Source organism: Amycolatopsis ultiminotia (genome assembly GCF_039536925.1).
Lineage (GTDB): Bacteria > Actinomycetota > Actinomycetes > Mycobacteriales > Pseudonocardiaceae > Amycolatopsis > Amycolatopsis ultiminotia.
The window spans coordinates 529,816-546,580 of sequence record NZ_BAAAZN010000005.1 but is presented as its reverse complement, the minus strand read 5'-3'; the positions used below and the strand labels follow the sequence as shown (position 1 = coordinate 546,580).

The following is a 16,765-nucleotide window of genomic DNA, read 5'->3' as shown; positions in this document are numbered from 1 at the left end:
CCGGCAGTCGACCAGGCAGAACGTGGTGTCCGCCACCGGCATACCCTGGATGGGTGGCGAGATGGACAGGCGAGTGGCTGCCGGGGACCGGCGATCCCACCGCGCGGCAGGACGCGCCGAAGTACCCGGGGGAGAAGTTCGGCCTGCCCGAATCGGGCGTCGGCGCAATGGCCGGCGGTGGGCAGCGACTGCTCGCGCTGATCGTGGACCTGGTGTTCGCCGCGCTGGTGACGGCCCTGTTCGTCCGCTACGACGTGCAGGACGTGGCCGCGATGCAGACGTTCAACCTGTGGGCGGGCGTGGGCTGGGCGGTGATCACGGTGGTCCCGGTGACGCTCTTCGGCTTCACCCCTGGCATGGGCGTGCTCGGGATCCGCGTCGCACGCCTCGACGGCGCCGGCGCGGTCGGCCCCTGGCGGGCGCTGGTGCGGATGGTGCTCACCGTGCTGATCATCCCGCTGCTGGTGCGCAACGCAGACGGCCGCACCTGGCTCGACCGGGCCACCGGCACCGTCGTCATCCGGATGCGCTGACCGGCCGGACCCGGCTGCGGAACTCACGGCCGCGGAACTCCCGGCCGCGGAACTCACGGCCGCGGAACTCACGGCCATGAGGAACCCAAGCCGCGAGGAACCCAAGCCGCGACGGACCCTCGCCCGAAGAGCCGAGGCGGCGACGAGCCAGGCCCGAAGGGCCCCTGGCTGCGAGGAACTCGGCCGCGAGAAATTCCGATCGCGATGGACCGTGGCCCAAGGACCGAGGCGGCGAAGAGTCGGGACCCGAAGAGTTTCGACCGCGAGAACCTGGCCGCGAAGAACCCCGGCAGCGGCCAGGAGCCCCGGCCGGGAGGCAACCTCCGGTCGCGCCGGGCAAGCCTCGGCTGGGAGGTAACCCCTCGGCGACGAGGCAACCCTGGTTGCGCCGGGCAACTACCGGCGACGAGGCAACCCCGGTCGCGCTGGGCAACCACCGGCGGCGAAGAACCCCGGTCGCGAAGCGTCCCGGCGACGAGGTAACCCTGGTTGCGCTGGGCAACTACCGGCGGCGAAGAACCCCGGTCGCGAAGCGTCCCGGCGGTGACGAACTCTGGCTGCCGGACAACCCCGGGACACGAAGAACCCCCGGCCGTGATCCGTGGCCGGGGGTCCTTGGCGTACGTGGGTCAGCGACGGCGGATGGTGCGTTGCATGTTGCGCATCTTCGCCCCGGCGGGCATCGGGCCCTTGGGCATCGCCGCGCCGCGCGAGCCGAGCGCGGCGAGCTTCGCTTCCAGCGCGTCGACCTGGGCAGGCTTGAGGTTGCGCGGCAGCTTCGTGAGGTGGCTCTGCAGCTTCTTGAGCGGCACCTGCTTGTCTTCGTAACCGATCGTCACGTCGTAGATCGGCGTTTCGCCGACCAACCGCGAAACCCGCTTCTTCTCCTGCGCAAGCAGGTTCTTCACGCGGTGCGGTGCGCCTTCGGCCACGAGCACCACGCCGGGGTGGCCGAGCACCCGGTGCACGGCGTCGAGCTGCGTCGTGGCGGCCACCGTCGGGGTGACTTTCCACTTGCCGCGCATGTTCTCCAGTGCCCACGCGGCCGCGCCGGGCTGGCCGTCCGCCTTCGCGAAGACGGTGCGCTGCACCCGGCGACCGAAGATGATCACCGCGAGCAGGATCCCGAGCACGACACCCAGCGGCAGCAGCGTCCACTGCATGTCGAAGAGGAACCCGATGCCGAACAGCACACCGGCGACGACCACGATCGAGCCGACCATCCAGGGGATGAGCATCGGGTCCTCGCGGCGTTGCATCTTGAACGCCTCGAAGAGCTGCCCGCGCCGCGCCTTGCCGGCCGCGCGCTTCTCCCGTTTGGCCGCCTTGGCCGCTTCCTTGTCCTGCTGTCCCGCCATATGACCAGGATACGGCCGCGTGCCCTGCCACGAATCCGTCGGCCCCCTCTGCGAGGATCGCGGGGTGGCCACCGCATCGTCTCCCCAGAGCAGTCCACGCCGTCTCAGCTTGCTCGACGGGCTCGACCCGGAGCAGCGTGCCGCCGCGGCCGCACCTCGCGGTCCGGTGTGCGTGCTCGCAGGCGCAGGTACGGGGAAGACACGCACGATCACGCACCGTATTGCGCATCTGGTCCGTTCGGGCCACGTTGCGCCTGGTCAGGTACTCGCGGTCACCTTCACCACGCGCGCCGCGGGCGAGATGCGCACCCGGCTGCGCGGTCTCGGCGTCGAGGCGGCGCAAGCGCTGACCTTCCACGCGGCTGCCCGCCGTCAGCTCCGCTACTTCTGGCCGCGGGTCGTCGGGGACCGGCCGTGGGACCTGGTCGACAACAAGTTCCGCCTCGTGTCGCAGGCCGCCCAGCGCGTCCGGCTGAGCAGCGAACCGGAGGTGGTGCGCGACCTCGCGAGCGAAATCGAGTGGAGCAAGGCGTCGCTGGTTTCGCCGGACGAGTACGCGGCCGTCGCGGCCCGTACGCAGCGAGAGACGCCGGCGCCGGCCGCGCAGGTCGCCGAGGCGTACCGGCTCTACGAGGAGCTGAAGACGTCCGCGCAGGTTCTCGACTTCGATGACCTGCTGCTGCACACCACCGCGGTGCTGGAGAAGCACGACGCCGTCGCCGCGGAGTTCCGTGACCGCTACCGCTGCTTCGTGGTCGACGAGTACCAGGACGTCACGCCGTTGCAGCAGCGTCTTCTCGACGCATGGCTCGGCGGGCGCGACGACCTCACCGTGGTCGGCGACGCCAACCAGACCATCTACTCGTTCGGCGGCGCTTCGCCACGGTCGTTGCTGGAGTTCACCCGGCGCTTCCCGGAGGCGACCGTTGTGCGGCTCGAACGCGACTACCGGTCGACGCCGCAGGTGGTGTCGCTCGCCAACCAGGTGATCGGCGCGGCTCGCGGGCGACCTGCCGGGTCGCGGTTGAAGCTCGTCGGTCAGCGGCCGGAGGGGCCCGATCCGCGTTTCGCCGAGTACGAGGACGAAGCCGCGGAAGCCGCCGCTGTCGCACGCCGGGTCCACGAGCTGCTCGACGGCGGAGTGGCGGCGAGCGAGGTTGCGGTGCTGTTCCGGGTGAACGCGCAGTCGGAGGCGTACGAGCAGGCGCTGACCGAGGCCGGCATTCCGTACCTGATCCGTGGTGGCGAGCGGTTCTTCCAGCGTGCCGAGGTGCGGCAGGCGATGTCGGCGCTGCGTGTGTCGTCGGCCGAACCTGCTGGGCCGGACCTGGTCACCGCGGTGCGTTCGGTCCTCGCGCGCGTCGGCCTCACCGAGCAGCCGCCTGCCGGTGGTGCGGCGAAGGAACGGTGGGACGCGCTGCTCGCGTTGGTCGAGCTGGCCGAGGAGCTGGCCGCAGCCGTGGACGATGCGGACCTGCCGCGGTTCGTCGCCGAGCTCGAGCAGCGCGCGGCGGCCCAGCACCCGCCGACGGTCGAGGGCGTCACGCTTGCGTCGCTGCACGCGGCGAAGGGGCTCGAGTGGGACGCAGTGTTCCTCGTGGGGCTGTCCGAGGGCACGATGCCGATCCTGCACGCCGAAGGCGACGACGCGGCGATCGAGGAAGAGCGTCGGCTGTTCTACGTCGGTGTCACGAGGGCGCGTGAGCACCTCTCGTTGTCGTGGTCCCTTTCGCGCGGGGCGGGCAGCCGTCGCAACCGGCGGCGCAGCCGTTTTCTCTACGGGCTGCTTCCGGAAGACCACCCGGCGGCACGGATCGCGCGTTCGCAGCAGACGGCGAAGTCGGCGGCGAAGGTGAACCGGTGCCGGCTGTGCGGTGGTCCGCTGGTGCAGACCATGGAGGTGAAGCTGGGGCGGTGCGCACGGTGCCCGTCCACAGTGGATGAAGGGCTGTTGGAGAAGCTGAAGGAATGGCGGGGAGAGCGTTCGCGCGAGCTGAAGGTGCCTGCGTTCGTGGTGTTCACCGACGCCACGTTGATGGCCATCGCCGAACAGCGACCGACCGACGACGGAGCGCTCGTGACGATCTCCGGTATCGGGGCCACGAAGATGGCTCGCTTCGGCGCGGAGGTGCTCGAGGTGGTCCGCGCGTCGATGCGGTCTTGACCGCGTCGACGCCGTGATCGATGCGGCGAACCCGCTGCTCACGGGCGATCTTCGTCGCTTCGGCAGAGATTTGGGAAAATCAGTTGCCCCGGTCTCGCAGGGGCAATAACCTGCTGGTACACCCGGGCGGTGAGCGCCTGGACTGGGGATGCATGTGACGAGCGCCGCCTGGAGCGGCGAGCGTCCGGACAGCGAAAGGTGGTGTCAGTGAAGTGATCAACAATCAGACGATGTTCATCAGCCCTGGCACCGGTCTGTCCGTCGGAGTGCCCCTCGCTTCGCGCCAGGGTATTGGTGCGTCCACGGCCGCCTGCTTCGGCGGATCCCTCCGTCGCATTGAGCGCACGTGGACCCCGGTCGGCATCACCTTCGCGGCTGCCGCTGCGTACCCGCAGGTTGATGTCGATCTGCCGACCGTCAAGCAGTTCCGTGTTCCGTCGTCGTTACGGGAGCGAAGTTCCTGACCTAGTCAGGACACGAGGCTCACGAAGGCCGCGGAACCGGTAACCGGATCCGCGGCCTTCGTGTTTTTTTGGCTGCTCAACCCTGAGGAACAAGGTGTCCAGTCCGATCGCCAATCCCACCAGCACCACCACATCGCAAAGGAGCACGGAAATGTCATCCGCCATCGCGCTCGCCGAGAGCGCCGTGACCGACGGGTTCGACGTCGGCATCGGTGACCTGCTCGACGGCGTCGCCGACCCCGAGCTGCCCTGCCGCTCGCGCGACGCCGACCTGTGGTTCGCCGAATCGCCTGCCGAACTGGAGCGGGCCAAGGCGTTCTGCGCCGGCTGCCCGGTCCGCGAGGCGTGCCTGGCAGGTGCACTCGCCCGGCGTGAGCCCTGGGGGGTTTGGGGCGGCGAGATCTTCGAACGCGGCGCGGTGATCGCGCGCAAGCGCCCCCGTGGCCGCCCGCGCAAGAACGCCAACCTCGAGCCCGTCACCACCGCCACCCGGAGCGCCGCCGCATGACCGTCGAACTTCTCACCACCCGCGATTACGAGGCCCGCACCGGAGAAACCGCCGAGGTGCAGCCGAAACCGAAGCAGAACCTGACCAAGGAGACCACCAAGATGTTGCTTCACGAAGAACTGTCCCGTGCCCGAATACGGGACTTCCACGCCGAGTCCGAGGAACAACGCCCCTGGCGCCGCGCCCGCGCGGTCCGCCGCTGGACTCGCCTGGCCCGATGGGCACAAAACCACGCAGACCGACACCGAACAGGAGACTGACCCCCGCCACTGCACGGGCCCGCACCACCGGGCCCGCGCAGTGGCGTACCCGTGGAGCTGGCAGCACAAGCCCCGGGACGGCTGAGCGGAGGCCGCTGGGCGGCGGTGCGAGCGTTGGAGGCTGCCGGGTGAAGCCGCGAGCCGCGGAGGCTGCAGCGTGAAGCCGCGAGCCGCGGAGGCTGCAGCGTGAAGCCGCGAGCCGCGGAGGCTGTTGGGCGGAGGTCTCACCCGGAACTACCTCCCGGACGCATGAGCCTCGGGGGCCAGCGCCGGGAGGCATCGCACACTCCGCGTACAGGAAACCCGGTGACCGCCACCTGGAGGCCAACGCGTCGATGCATGAGCTTCGGAAACCCACCACCGTTCGCAGCACTACCGGAGCCACTACCTCGAGCCACGAGTCTCGGGGCCACCGCTCGAGGCTGTCACGCGGAGGCCATCGTGCAGAGGCCAGAGGTTCGGGAGCCGGGTTCAGAAGACACGATGCCGAGCCGAGACTGGGAAGCCGTGGCTCGGTGGCCGGGTCCGGGTCCCGCGCCCGGCTTTTCGGAGGCTGGGTTCGGAGAACCGGGCGCGGCGGCCCACGGTTCGGGAGCCGGGTCCTCGAAATCCTGGTTTTCGAAAGCCCGGACTCGCAGATCACGGTTCGCAAGCGGGGGACTCGCAAGCCGAGTCCGGAAGCCGGGCCCGCGAGCCACTGTTCGGAAGCCGGAAGCCGGAAGCCGGAAGCCGGAAGCCGGAAGCCGGAAGCCGGAAGCCCGGCGCGAGAAGCGAGAAGTTCGGGGGCAAGGGGACCTCGGAGCCCGCGGTTCGGAACTCACGGTTTGGAGGCCAGGTTCGTTAGCCCGGCCGCGGCAGCCTGGCTTTTCGGGAGGCGGGAGCTGACCCGAAAAGCCACCAGGTTCCGGGCCCGGAGCCTGGTGGCTTTTCGTGCCGTCGGTTTGTTGGGGTCGGGTACTGGTGGCTCTTCGTGGCATCGGCTCGTTGGGCTTGGAGGCTGGGCGTCCTTCGGGCCTTCGACTTCGGGGCTCTGGTTGGGAAGTTGCAGGTTTCGGGGTGGGCAAGGGGTCCGGTCCTGCCGAGTCTTCAGGTCTGCAAGGGGTTCCGGTCGCTGGAGCCTTCGGCACTCGGGCGTGCGGATTGTCGGGCGCCGCAGGTATTTCCGGGTCTCGACTCTGCGCGTGCTCGTTGTGTGCGGAGGTTCCGATGCCTGCGCGGGAGGCCGGTCTCGCAGGTCGGGGGGGTGGGACTGGCAAGGTTCTGTCGCAAGCGAGCATGACCCGAAAGCGGAACGTTGCGCGGTGCCGTCGAGCCGGCCCCCGGGGGGGAGGCCGGAGGGTGTTGTGCCGACCAAGAGTCGGCTGGAACGAGTTGCCGGAACATGCGGAAGGAGAGCGCGGGCGACCAGGGGAATGGTGGGGCGGGCCGACGATCGTTCTCGGGTGTTCAATAAGCCAATGTCCGGGCACACTCACGACCACATCGACTGGGCTGATCGGCTCGCTCTGCTTCGGGCTGCCGACAGTCTTGACGCCGACGCGCAGGCCTCGGCGGCAGCGCGGCTGATCTCTCGGCTTCCCGCTGCGCCGACTGTGGTTGACCTCGGTTGTGGTGCGGGCGGGGCCAGCACGCACTTCGCCCGGGAACTCTCCTCTCGCGGTGGCGGCACGATCGTCCTGGCGGACGCGACGCCGGAGTTGTTGCACGAGGCTCAGCACGTCGTCCGCGCAGCGGCCGGTGACGGGTCACCGGTGCAGATCCACGCGGTTGCCGCCGACCTCGCCGACTCCGAGTTGCCGGAGAAGGTGCAGGCTGCCGATCTGGTGTGGGCCTCCCGGGTGGTGCATCACCTACCGGACCAGCAGGCCGCCGTCGCGACGCTCGCCGCGGCGGTCCGACCGGGCGGAACCGTCGCGCTGGCCGAGGGCGGATTGACTTTTTCGTGCCTCCCCTGGGATCTCGGCATCGGGCGGCCGGGCCTCGAAGACCGGTTGCACGCCGCGCAAGCCGAGTGGTTCGTCGGTATGCGCGAAGGCATCAACGGATCCGTGCCGATGCCCTACGGCTGGCCGACCGCGCTCGAACGTGCCGGGCTGACTGAAATCGGTTCGTTCAGCGTCCTCGTGGACCACCCTGCACCGGGGCCGGACGCCCTTCCCGGCTACGTGCACCACCACCTTTCCCGTATCGCCGAGCACGCCACCGACCTCCTGATCGACGAGGACCGTGCCACTCTCACCTCCCTTCTGGACCCGGAGAGCCCACACCATCTCGCCAAACGCCGCGACCTCTACCTGCTGGGCGCCCGAACCGTGCACCACGGACGCCGTCCATGACCACCCCGGACGTGGTCTGCGTGCGCTGCGGCCGCCGCCGCTCGGCGGAGTCCGACGCACTCGCCGCCCTGGCCTGGGCCTGCACCAAGGACAACGGCACTGAACGCTGGCTCTGCCCGGATTGCGCCCGCAACCACACGCGCGACATCGAGGGCAAGCTGCCCGACGAGTACTGGTGAAGCCGGACGAACACCCGAGCTGGCCGCGTCAAGCGAGGTATGTCCTGACATCGCGCCTCCCGGAACACACCGGACCCGGAAACGGGAAGCACGCCCCAGTACCACCGGCGCACCGAAGACCGCGAATGGCTTGAGGTCCGGTGTCGCACCCGGCCTGCCGATGCACTCGGGTGGGCTGATGGTCGTTGGCCCAGAGCCAGCCCGGGTTTGGTGTGCTGGTGCCGGGCAGGTCGTCGGTTGCGTTGGTGGGTATGGCCCCGAGTCAGTTCGGGTGGTTGGCGGTGGTTGACGCAGTGGTGTGCTGGGCCAGGCAGGCTGCTGGTTGCGGTGGTAGGTGCCGGGTCGAAAGTGGCTCGGGTTGGGTGTTCTTTGCGTGGTGGTGTTGGGGCCGGCGAGGTTGCGGGTGGGCGTTGGTCCAGAGCCAAGTCGGGTTGGGGTGGTTGACGTGGTGGCGTGCTCGGGCTGGTCAAGCTGCGGGTTCGGGGGCGGTGGGGGCCGGGGTGTGCTCGGATCTGGTGATGTGCCGCGCCCTGGTTTCAGGCTGCGTTGCTGGTCTGGCAGATCGCGCGCACCTTGGGGCGTGGAGTGCGGGCCGCCTGGGTGTAGGCACGCAGCAGCTCGAGGGCCATTTCCTCGGGTTCGTCCAAGAGTTGACGTGGCGTGCAGCGGAACAGCACGGTGCCGGTGGCCGCGAGGGCCAGGTGGCTGAAGTCGGTGGGTCCGGCGGCCGTCCGGTAACGCCAGGCCAACCCGATCTGGTCCCACCACGCGTCCGCGGTGCCGATCCGGCGGCCGCGGCGATCGCACACCGACACGTTCCACTGCGGGACCGGCAACGGTGTCTGCCGGAGCACCCGGATGGCCTGGCCGTGGGTGAAAGTCTCCTGGTCATTGAGGCTGCGGAGGACGGCGCGCACGGTTGCGGAACCGCGTTGGTTGCCTGCGTCGAGTTCGGCGGCCAGTTCACCGCGGTCGCAGAGTCCCCAGTACAGCGGGAGCGAGATCAGCCGCTCGACCGCGTCCGGCTCGTTTTCCCGCCTGGCCAGATCGAGTGCTGCGCGTGCGGCGGTGGCGTAGGGCAGGCCGTCGATCACCACTGGCTGCGGCAGCCGTGACGTGCGGTGCGTGAGGATGCCTGGTTCGGCGGCGAGCCGTCGGTAGTGCGGTACGAGCAGGTGGATCTGCTCGGTGAGCGGATGACTGACGCCATGCGCGCGCAGCGCATCCGTCCCGGTGATCACGGCGTCCGGCCCGCAGCGTGCCACCGCGGCGTGCAGGAGCTGTTCTCGGCTCGGAGGTTTGTCGTGCACGAGGAAGACGCCGGAGTACACCCGTTGCCACGGCCCGCCGGGTCCGGCGAGCTTCGCGACTCTTCGGTTCGATACCCCGGCGTCGCGGAGACGGCGCCGGACGACCACGCCATGGGTCGCCAAATCACCGAAAGCAACTGAACCGGGACTTGCAGTAGTCGTCATGCATCGAGAATGACGGCTCGGCCATCCGAGTGGAACCACCTTCGACAATCTGTGGATAACTTCGCGTCGTCCGGCCGGAAACGGCTCTTCCTGTGGATAACTCAGATGGCGAAACCGGGCTGCCACCGTTCCACGATGCCGCGTGCCGGGATGTCCGCGCCGAGCTGGCAGAGGATGCCGGTGGAGCCGGCCGTGACCCGGTGGATCATCAGATATTCCGGGGGCAGGTTCAGGGACCGGCCGGTGCGGAAATCGGTACCCCGGGTGTCTCCGACGCGGCCCGCTTGGCGCTGCATCCATCGACGCGTGAAGTGGAACGTCGGCGTGGCGAGCGGTTCGGTGAACGGGGCGAGATACGTCAGCACCTGGTCCGAGGACAGCTCCGAGCCTTCGCGCACGAAGCCGTTCTCCTGAAGCAGCTGCATCAGTTCCTCGGAGTGACCGTCGAGCGCCAGCCGGGTCATCTCGCCGAGGTGATGGGGGATGCCGTTGGGCAGCTTGGCGACGCCGCCGAAGTCGATCACGCACAGCCGTCCGTCGGCGGTCAGCATGAAGTTGCCCGGGTGCGGATCGGAATGCAACAGGTGGACGCGCGCCGGCGAGGAGTAGTGGAACTCGGCGAGGAGCCGGCCGGCCACGTTGCGGGTCTCCTGATCCCCGTTCGCGATGATCTCGGCCAGCGGCGTACCGGTGGCCCACTCCGTGACCACGACCTTCGGCGCGCTCGCGACGACGCGGGGGATCAGGAACGCGGGATCTCCTTCGAAAGCCTTCGCGAAGGCACGCTGGTGGTCGGCCTCGGAAAGGTAGTCGAGCTCCTCGTCCATCCGTTCGGCCAGTTCGGAGAGCAGCGGCTTCACGTCGGTGCCGGGCACGAACGCCTGGAACAGCCTGCTGAACCGCTGCAGCTGGCGAAGGTCGCTGCGCAGCGCCTCGTCCGCGCCGGGGTACTGGACCTTGACCGCCACCTCGCGGCCGTCGTGCCACGTCGCACGGTGGACCTGGCCGATGCTCGCGGACGCCGCCGGCTCGTCGTCGAAGTGCGCGAACCGCCCCGTCCACGAGCGGCCCAGCTGTTCGGCGAGCACCCGGTGGGTCTGCCGGGCCGACATCGGCGGCGCCGCGGACTGCAGCTTCGTAAGCGCTTCGCGGTAGGGCTCGGCCATGTCGTCGGGCACGGCGGCCTCGAACACGCTCAGCGCCTGGCCGAACTTCATCGCGCCGCCCTTGAGCGTGCCCAGCACTTCGAAGAGCTGCTCCGCGGCCTTGGCCGACAGCGTCGCGCTTACTTGGTCGGCGTTCTGGCCCGTGAGCCGCCTGCCCCAGCCGCCCACCGCTCGGCCCGCGATGCCGAGCGGAAGGCTGGCCAGCTTCGCGGTACGCGCAGCGCCCCGGCGTGGCATGGCGGATTCGCGGTCTCCGGTGCGTTCGCGGAAGTCGGTCACCCTGCGATTCTGCCTTGGTCGGCTCCGCGCCCGCAGCCCACGGAAAGCTTGGGTGTGGCCTACGTCTCCTGCAGTACCTCCTCCGGCGCAACGGGCGCTCCGCAGCCACAGTCCGGATGTGGTTCCCAAACCTCGTGGTTGACCCGGCCCTCGAAGTTGTCGATCTCCAGCGTGGTGTTCCACGTGGGCGGTGGTTCTTCACTCGGCGACAGCAGACGCATGGCCTGCGAGACGGCGAGCGCGGCGCACGACTGCACCGCACCGAGGTCCGGCCGTTGGGCCTTCCCGACGAGCTGGCTCGCCACCCGCGGCCACGAGGAATCGTCGTCGGTCCGGTGCAGGTCACAGCACCGCAAACAGGTACTGCGTCCGGGCACGACGAGTGGTCCGACGACGCCGGTGCCTTCACGGATTCGGACGGGCAGGTGCGGAACGCCCTCGTCGACCAGCTCCGCCACCTCTTCCGGGGCCGGAACCAGAGAGTCGGTGAGGATCACGAGGTCAGGGTTGCGGCGCTGGTTCCTGGCGGTGGACACGTCGGGGGCGAGCCGGGTCAACACGGCCACGATCGCGCGCCGACGGGGTTGGCCCAGTTCGGTGGTGGTGAAGCCGGAGCCCAGATCGGCTTCGGTGACCGTGCCGCCTGCTCGGATGTCAAGGTGCCCGACGCCGGCGTTCGCGAGCAGCATGGCGACGGCGACAGCCAGCCTTCCGCTGCCGTGCACCCCGATCAGGCTTTGGCGCCGGCGATCGGTGAGCGCGGTCTGGTGGTGGCGGGCGCGAAGCGACCACAGGCCGGTCTCGACGCGTTTTGCCGCCTGCCGGGGAGCTTCGGTGACCAGGCCCAGCGCAGTCAGCTGTTTGAGCAGCAGGTGGAGTTGGTCCTGGTGTTCGCCGACCGCGAGCATCACGTCGTCGAGCCCGCGTCTGCCGTCGAGACGGCGGACGATCTCGACGACGTGCGGGGCGAGCCCGCCGGCCACGACTCCGTGGCGGGGGTCGAGGCCGAACTGGACCTCGTTGTCGTCTCGTTCGAGCACGTGAATGCCCGGGAGCAACGTCGGATGCGCCGGAAGGAGCACGTCTGGCGGCGGAACGGTGGACAACGTCATGTCGATCAGCTTGGCACGTGCGCGACGGTGAGAGCGGCCGAAAACCTGAGTTGTCCACAGGCTCGGTCAGTTGTGGACAACTTGGAGCTGTGACCTTTCGGCACTCCAAGTTGTCGGTGTCGGGCCTTACCGTTGTCGAGTGGTCGAAGCACGGACGCCCTCATTGAGAGGCAGGGGCGAGAACGCCCCGTCGGACACTCCTCAGCACAAGGTCGAGGTGCGGCGCAGCGCGCGCCGGCACCGGACGGTCACTGCGTACTGGAACGACGACACCCTGGTGGTGTTGATCCCGGCACGGATGACCCGCGCGGAAGAGAAACACTGGGTTGCGGAGATGGAGCGCAAGCTGCAGCGTTCCGGACCCCGAAAAGGGACGCCACCAAGGGCATCGGACGAGGCGCTGCTCGCCCGCTGCGCGGTGCTCTCGGGCAAATACCTCGGCGGAAAGGCGTTACCGGCCAGCGTTCGATGGGTGCCGCCCATGCGTACCCGCTGGGCTTCGTGCACCCCGGTCGACGCCACGATCCGGGTGAGCGAGCGGCTCCGGCACGTGCCGTCGTGGGTCTTGGACTACGTGCTGGTGCACGAACTGGCGCACCTGCGCGAACCCGGGCATGACGCGGCGTTTTGGGAGTTGGTGAACCGGTATCCCAAGACAGAGCGGGCCATCGGGTACCTCGAAGGACTCTCGGCCGCGGCGGGGTGGGGAATTTCGATGGAGGAGTGAGTTCGGGCGGTCGCTCGGGATGGAGGGCGGTTGGCTGGGTGGGGGTGGAGGCCCGTGGCCGGTGGGGTCGTGGCGGGCGCTGGCGGCTCGGCTGGACGCTCGTCTGAGGCGCGGCGTTGGTCTTCGTACGCGGAGCGTGCAGGACGTGCCGGAGGCACGGTGTCCCGAGCGTGGCGGCGCGGTGGCGGGTGGGCGTGGGCGGCGTGGTGATGGACGAGCGTCGGAGGCAGGCGCTGGGTGGGCGTGGTAGGCACGGTGGCGGAAGAGCGTCGGCGTTGAGGGGCTGAATCTGGGCACAGGCCGCTGGCAGAGAAGTACGAAGTGGGCGGCTGCGGTGTGCGCTGATCGGTGGGTAGGCGGCAGTAGGTCGTGGTGGTGCTCGTACGCGGAGCGTGTTCGGTGAGGCGGGTGCGGGTGGTGTCCGTGTCCAGTGCGGGGCTGGTTGGCTGTAGCAGGCAGATGCGGGCCATGCGGCGTGCGCGCGGCCCGTCGCTGCTGGCGGGAGGGGCTGGGAACGTTCCGGGTCGCCGCGCCCGACGCTCGGGAGCTGCGGAGTTCGGGAATGCCCCGGACGGTCGGGGCCAATGGGTTGAGGAGTGCCCACGGGGCCAGGGACGTTCGGAGGCTGATGGGAAGGACCTGGGGCTGGGAGATCGGTGCCTCGGGAGGTCGTGGGGCCCCGGGGCGAGGAAGGCCGGGGGGTGCATGGGGCCCGGGGGTGAGAAGGCGCGGGATTGCCCTGAATTCAGGGGACCGGACAAGGTCCAGGACTGCTCGGAGGCCAAAGATTCAGTTCTTGTGCGTGGGAGCGTGCCAGGCGTCGGGCGTGCGGGCCCGGAGCTCCGGTCTGGGACTGCTTGGGCCTGGTTCCTGAGCTCCGGAAGCCCTGAGTCTCGGAGCCCAGGAATCAGATTTCAGGAGTCAGGAATCCGGTAGGCGCACGAGCTCCGAGTCCACTGGGCCAGGACTCCCGTGGGCTGAGGACTTTAGGGCTCAGGGACAAGGGCTCCAGGGCTCAGGGGCCGGGGTTTCAGGACTGCCGGGGTTTCAGGACTGCCGGGGTTTCAGGACTGCCGGGGCTTCAGGACTAAGGACCGGGGACCCCATGGTCCAGGAGACTCCGGCCCCAGGCGCCAAGACCTGGATCAAGTCCTGGACCCATGGCTCCAGGACTGTGAGGACTCGGTGCGCACTGCCCACTGCTCGGGACGCGGGGCTCAATGCTCGGGGCTCAGGACTCAGGCCCGGAACCCGGGACTCAGGGCTGGGGACCCGGGACCCGGGGCTCAGGACTTGGAACCCAGGGCTTGGAGCCCAGAATCCGGGACCCAGGGCCCGGAAACCAGGGCCCGGAAACCAGGGCCCGGAAACCAGGGCCCGGAAACCAGGGCCCGGAAACCAGGGCCCGGAACCCAGGGCCCGGAACCCAGGACCCGGAACCCGGGGCTCAGGAAGGTTCGGAGTCGCCCTTGTCTTCGTTGTTGCCGGGGTTGGGGGGTGGGTTTTCCTGGTCGGAATCGCGGGCTTCGCGTTCTTCGCGTTCCGTGCGTTCGAGTTCTGCGATCGGGTCCAGGTCGTCCGGGAGGGACTGGGGGTCTGCCAGGCGGTCGGCGAAGTCCAGTGGCTCGTCCAGGTCGTCGGCCGAGGGCATGAGGTCCGGGTGGGACCAGAGGTCGTCGCGCTTTTCCAGGCCGTGGCGGTCGCCTACGAGTTTCCACAGCGACGATGCCGCGCGCATGCGGCGGGGGCGCAGTTCCAGGCCGACCAGGGTGGCGAAGGTCTGTTCCGCCGGTCCGCCGGTCGCGCGGCGGCGACGCAGGGTTTCGCGCAGCGCCTCGGCACCGGGGAGACGGTCGCCGATCGCTTCCGCGACCACCACGTCCACCCAGCCTTCGACCAGGGCCAGCAGGGTCTCCAGACGCTTCAGCGCGGCCTGCTGCTCCGGCGTCGTCTGCGGTTCCAGCAGGCCCGAGGACATGGCCTGCTCGATGCTCGCCGGATTGGCCGGGTCGATCTGACCGGCGAGGGACTCCAGCGCGGAGGTGTCCACGGTGATGCCGCGGGCGAACTCCTCGACCGTCGCCAGCAGGCGCTGCCGCAGCCACGAAACGTGCGTGAACAGCCGCTGGTGCGCGGCCTCGCGCGCGGCCAGGTACACCAGCACTTCGCTGCTCGGCAGCTCAAGGCCCTCGGTGAACTTCTCGATGTTGGCCGGCAGCAACGCCGACGTCGCGGACGGGCCCAGCGGCAGGCCGACCTCCGTGGAGGTGAGCACTTCCTGCGCCAGCTGCGCGAGTGCGTTGCCGAGCTGGGAGCCGAAGGCCATCCCGCCCATCTGGCCCATCATCGACAGCAGCGGTCCCGCAGCCTGCTTGGCCTCCTCCGGCAGCGCCTCCACCCACGCGCCGGACACCTGCTGGGCCACCGGGTCGCACAGCCGCTGCCAGGTGGGCAGCGTCTTCTCCACCCAGGTGCGGGCCGACCAGGACACGGTGCTGGTCGCGCCCGCGGGCAGGATCGTCGCCGCGTCCAGCCACAGTTCCGCCAGGTGTGCCGCATCGCGCACGGCGGTGGAACTGTCCCCGGACGACTCGGATGCGGAAAAGCCGATCTTGGCGTCGTCCCGCCCGCTCAGGTTCTGCAGCGCGATCTGCTTGGCGAGGTCGTAGTTCACCGGTCCGCTCGACGTGCCGGCCTGGCTGAGCATCTGGCCCAGCTGGCTCAGCATCTGGCCGAGCTGGTTGAACGCCTCGGCGCCGGAAGGCTGCTCCGAGGGGTTCGAGGGATCTCCGTCGCCGCGCTTGTCGGGATCGGACGGTCCGAAACCGAACGGGGGATTGCTCATAGGTCCACCGTACGCGGGTAGGGGCCAGCCCAGCGCGTCAACCATGGCCTTCACCGGGAAGCGAACACCGTCACCGTACGCTGTCGCACGTGACGAAACCCGACGAGGAGACCGCGACCCCGCGTTCGCGGTCCGCCACGCCCCGCGAACCGGCCGGCACCGACCGGCGGATGACCCGGCGCGGCTGGACCCTGCTGGTCAGCGGCGTGCTGTTCCTGGTGTTCGTCGTGGCAGGCTTCCTGGTCCAGGTGCCCTACGTCGCGATCAGTCCCGGTCCGACCTACGACACGCTCGGTCGCGACGCCGCGGGCAACCCGGTGATCCAGGTCAACGGACAGCAGACCTACCGCACCAGCGGTGAGCTGCGCATGACCACCGTGTCGCTCAACGACGGGATCAACCTGTTCACCGCGCTCGGCCTGTGGGCAAGCGGACGGTACGCGCTGGCTCCGCGCGAGGAGTACTACAAGCCGGGCGAGTCCAACGAGCAGGTCAAGCAGGAGAACATCCAGCAGCTGCAGGACTCGCAGAGCGCCGCGCAGGTCGCTGCGCTGCGGCACCTCGGTTACCCGGTCCAGGTGGTCGCCAAGGAGATCGTGTCGGGCAGCCCCGCCGACCACGTGCTCGCCCCCGGCGACCGGCTGGTCACGGTGAACGGCAAGCAGGTCAAGGAAGCCACCGACGTCGCAGGCGCGCTCACCGGCACCAAACCGGGCCAGAGCGTGCAGATCACCTTCCGGTCCGCCGGCGGTCCCGAGCAGACCGTGCCGGTCACGCTCGCCCACCGCGACGACCGTACGCAGGGCTTCCTCGGGCTGACCGCGGCCGACCGGGCGCAGGCGCCGTTCAACGTCGCGATCTCCCTGCAGGACGTCGGCGGTCCGTCGGCAGGGCTGATGTTCACCCTCGCGATCATCGACCGGCTCACCCCGCCGGGGAAGCAGGGGAGCGACCTCGCCGCGGGACGGCACATCGCGGGCACCGGCGAGATCGGCGAAACCGGGCAGGTCGGTCCGATCGGCGGCATCTCGTTCAAGGTCGTCGGCGCGCGCGAGGCCGGGGCCACCGACTTTCTCGTGCCCGCACACAACTGCGCCGAGGCCGCGGCCGCCGCGCCGGACGGGCTCAACCTGATCAAGGTGTCCACACTGGACGACGCACTGGCCCAGCTGGGGAACCTCAAGGCCGGTCGCCCGACCGCGCACTGCTGAGCCGCGGGGCAACGGCGGGGCAGGGGCTGCCGCGGTCTCGCACCGCCGAGGACGAGACGCCCTGGCCGGGGAGACGCCCTGGCCGGGGAGACCACGGCCAGGGAGGCCCCGGCCGGGGAGATCCTGCGCCGGAGCGCGTAACCGGACG

General features: G+C 69.7%; 14 protein-coding genes. 9 read left to right on the top strand and 5 right to left on the bottom strand.

The genetic code is table 11. The features are described from left to right. The first annotated feature begins 53 nt into the window (after positions 1-53). Entirely contained in the window at positions 54-533 is a 480-nt protein-coding gene (locus ABD793_RS15195; RefSeq protein WP_344860145.1) for an RDD family protein, read from the top strand. A gap of 629 nt (positions 534-1,162) precedes the next feature. On the opposite strand, the gene ABD793_RS15190 is transcribed toward ABD793_RS15195, so the two are convergent. Next, positions 1,163-1,891: a DUF4191 domain-containing protein gene (locus ABD793_RS15190; protein WP_344860142.1), complete on the bottom strand. Its 729-nt coding sequence runs from the start codon at positions 1,889-1,891 to the stop codon at positions 1,163-1,165. A gap of 64 nt (positions 1,892-1,955) precedes the next feature. On the opposite strand from ABD793_RS15190, the gene ABD793_RS15185 reads away from it, so the two are divergent. The 6 genes from ABD793_RS15185 (at position 1,956) to ABD793_RS15160 (ending at position 7,802) form a co-directional block, all read left to right on the top strand. Then, positions 1,956-4,055: an ATP-dependent DNA helicase UvrD2 gene (locus tag ABD793_RS15185; protein ID WP_344860140.1), complete on the top strand. Its 2,100-nt coding sequence runs from the start codon at positions 1,956-1,958 to the stop codon at positions 4,053-4,055. A gap of 212 nt (positions 4,056-4,267) precedes the next feature. Further along, positions 4,268-4,519: a hypothetical protein gene (locus tag ABD793_RS15180; RefSeq protein ID WP_344860138.1), complete on the top strand. Its 252-nt coding sequence runs from the start codon at positions 4,268-4,270 to the stop codon at positions 4,517-4,519. Between the two features lie 151 nt (positions 4,520-4,670). After that, positions 4,671-5,027, top strand: coding sequence for a WhiB family transcriptional regulator (locus ABD793_RS15175; protein WP_344860136.1), 357 nt, complete (start codon positions 4,671-4,673; stop codon positions 5,025-5,027). Then, on the top strand, positions 5,024-5,287 hold the full coding sequence (locus ABD793_RS15170; protein WP_344860134.1) for a hypothetical protein: 264 nt from the start codon (positions 5,024-5,026) through the stop codon (positions 5,285-5,287). Before ABD793_RS15175 ends, ABD793_RS15170 begins: the two co-directional genes overlap by 4 nt. Before the next feature lie 1,457 nt (positions 5,288-6,744). Then, positions 6,745-7,623 carry a class I SAM-dependent methyltransferase gene (locus ABD793_RS15165; protein WP_344860131.1) on the top strand — a complete coding sequence of 293 codons (879 nt, stop codon included), beginning with the start codon at positions 6,745-6,747 and terminating at the stop codon, positions 7,621-7,623. Beyond that, complete coding sequence (locus ABD793_RS15160; protein ID WP_344860129.1) at positions 7,620-7,802, top strand: hypothetical protein; 183 nt, start codon at positions 7,620-7,622, stop codon at positions 7,800-7,802. The genes ABD793_RS15165 and ABD793_RS15160 overlap by 4 nt, the downstream gene beginning before the upstream one ends. A 536-nt stretch (positions 7,803-8,338) precedes the next feature. On the opposite strand, the gene ABD793_RS15155 is transcribed toward ABD793_RS15160, so the two are convergent. The 3 genes from ABD793_RS15155 to ABD793_RS15145 form a co-directional block, all read right to left on the bottom strand. After that, a complete protein-coding gene (locus ABD793_RS15155) occupies positions 8,339-9,277 on the bottom strand; it encodes a hypothetical protein (protein WP_344860127.1) in 939 nt (312 codons plus the stop codon). 101 nt (positions 9,278-9,378) lie between these two features. Continuing rightward, entirely contained in the window at positions 9,379-10,680 is a 1,302-nt protein-coding gene (locus ABD793_RS15150) for an ABC1 kinase family protein (protein WP_344860212.1), read from the bottom strand. A gap of 101 nt (positions 10,681-10,781) precedes the next feature. Further along, a complete protein-coding gene (locus ABD793_RS15145) occupies positions 10,782-11,834 on the bottom strand; it encodes a ThiF family adenylyltransferase (protein WP_344860125.1) in 1,053 nt (350 codons plus the stop codon). 217 nt (positions 11,835-12,051) lie between these two features. On the opposite strand from ABD793_RS15145, the gene ABD793_RS15140 reads away from it, so the two are divergent. After that, positions 12,052-12,561, top strand: coding sequence for a M48 metallopeptidase family protein (locus ABD793_RS15140; protein ID WP_344860211.1), 510 nt, complete (start codon positions 12,052-12,054; stop codon positions 12,559-12,561). Positions 12,562-14,008: 1,447 nt separating this feature from the next. Here ABD793_RS15140 and ABD793_RS15135 read toward each other — a convergent pair. After that, positions 14,009-15,406, bottom strand: coding sequence for a zinc-dependent metalloprotease (locus ABD793_RS15135; protein WP_344860123.1), 1,398 nt, complete (start codon positions 15,404-15,406; stop codon positions 14,009-14,011). A gap of 191 nt (positions 15,407-15,597) precedes the next feature. On the opposite strand from ABD793_RS15135, the gene ABD793_RS15130 reads away from it, so the two are divergent. Then, the gene (locus tag ABD793_RS15130) at positions 15,598-16,617 is read left to right on the top strand and encodes a YlbL family protein (protein ID WP_425548709.1); all 1,020 of its coding nucleotides are present in this window, start codon (positions 15,598-15,600) and stop codon (positions 16,615-16,617) included. Positions 16,618-16,765 lie beyond the last annotated feature (148 nt).

Coding starts and splice junctions, on each gene's coding strand:
- ABD793_RS15190 (WP_344860142.1), bottom strand. CDS start 1,891: ATGGCGGGACAGCAGGACAAGGAAGCGGCCAAGGCGGCCAAACGGGAG.
- ABD793_RS15175 (WP_344860136.1), top strand. CDS start 4,671: ATGTCATCCGCCATCGCGCTCGCCGAGAGCGCCGTGACCGACGGGTTC.
- ABD793_RS15170 (WP_344860134.1), top strand. CDS start 5,024: ATGACCGTCGAACTTCTCACCACCCGCGATTACGAGGCCCGCACCGGA.
- ABD793_RS15165 (WP_344860131.1), top strand. CDS start 6,745: ATGTCCGGGCACACTCACGACCACATCGACTGGGCTGATCGGCTCGCT.
- ABD793_RS15160 (WP_344860129.1), top strand. CDS start 7,620: ATGACCACCCCGGACGTGGTCTGCGTGCGCTGCGGCCGCCGCCGCTCG.
- ABD793_RS15155 (WP_344860127.1), bottom strand. CDS start 9,277: ATGACGACTACTGCAAGTCCCGGTTCAGTTGCTTTCGGTGATTTGGCG.
- ABD793_RS15150 (WP_344860212.1), bottom strand. CDS start 10,680: ATGCCACGCCGGGGCGCTGCGCGTACCGCGAAGCTGGCCAGCCTTCCG.
- ABD793_RS15145 (WP_344860125.1), bottom strand. CDS start 11,834: ATGACGTTGTCCACCGTTCCGCCGCCAGACGTGCTCCTTCCGGCGCAT.
- ABD793_RS15135 (WP_344860123.1), bottom strand. CDS start 15,406: ATGAGCAATCCCCCGTTCGGTTTCGGACCGTCCGATCCCGACAAGCGC.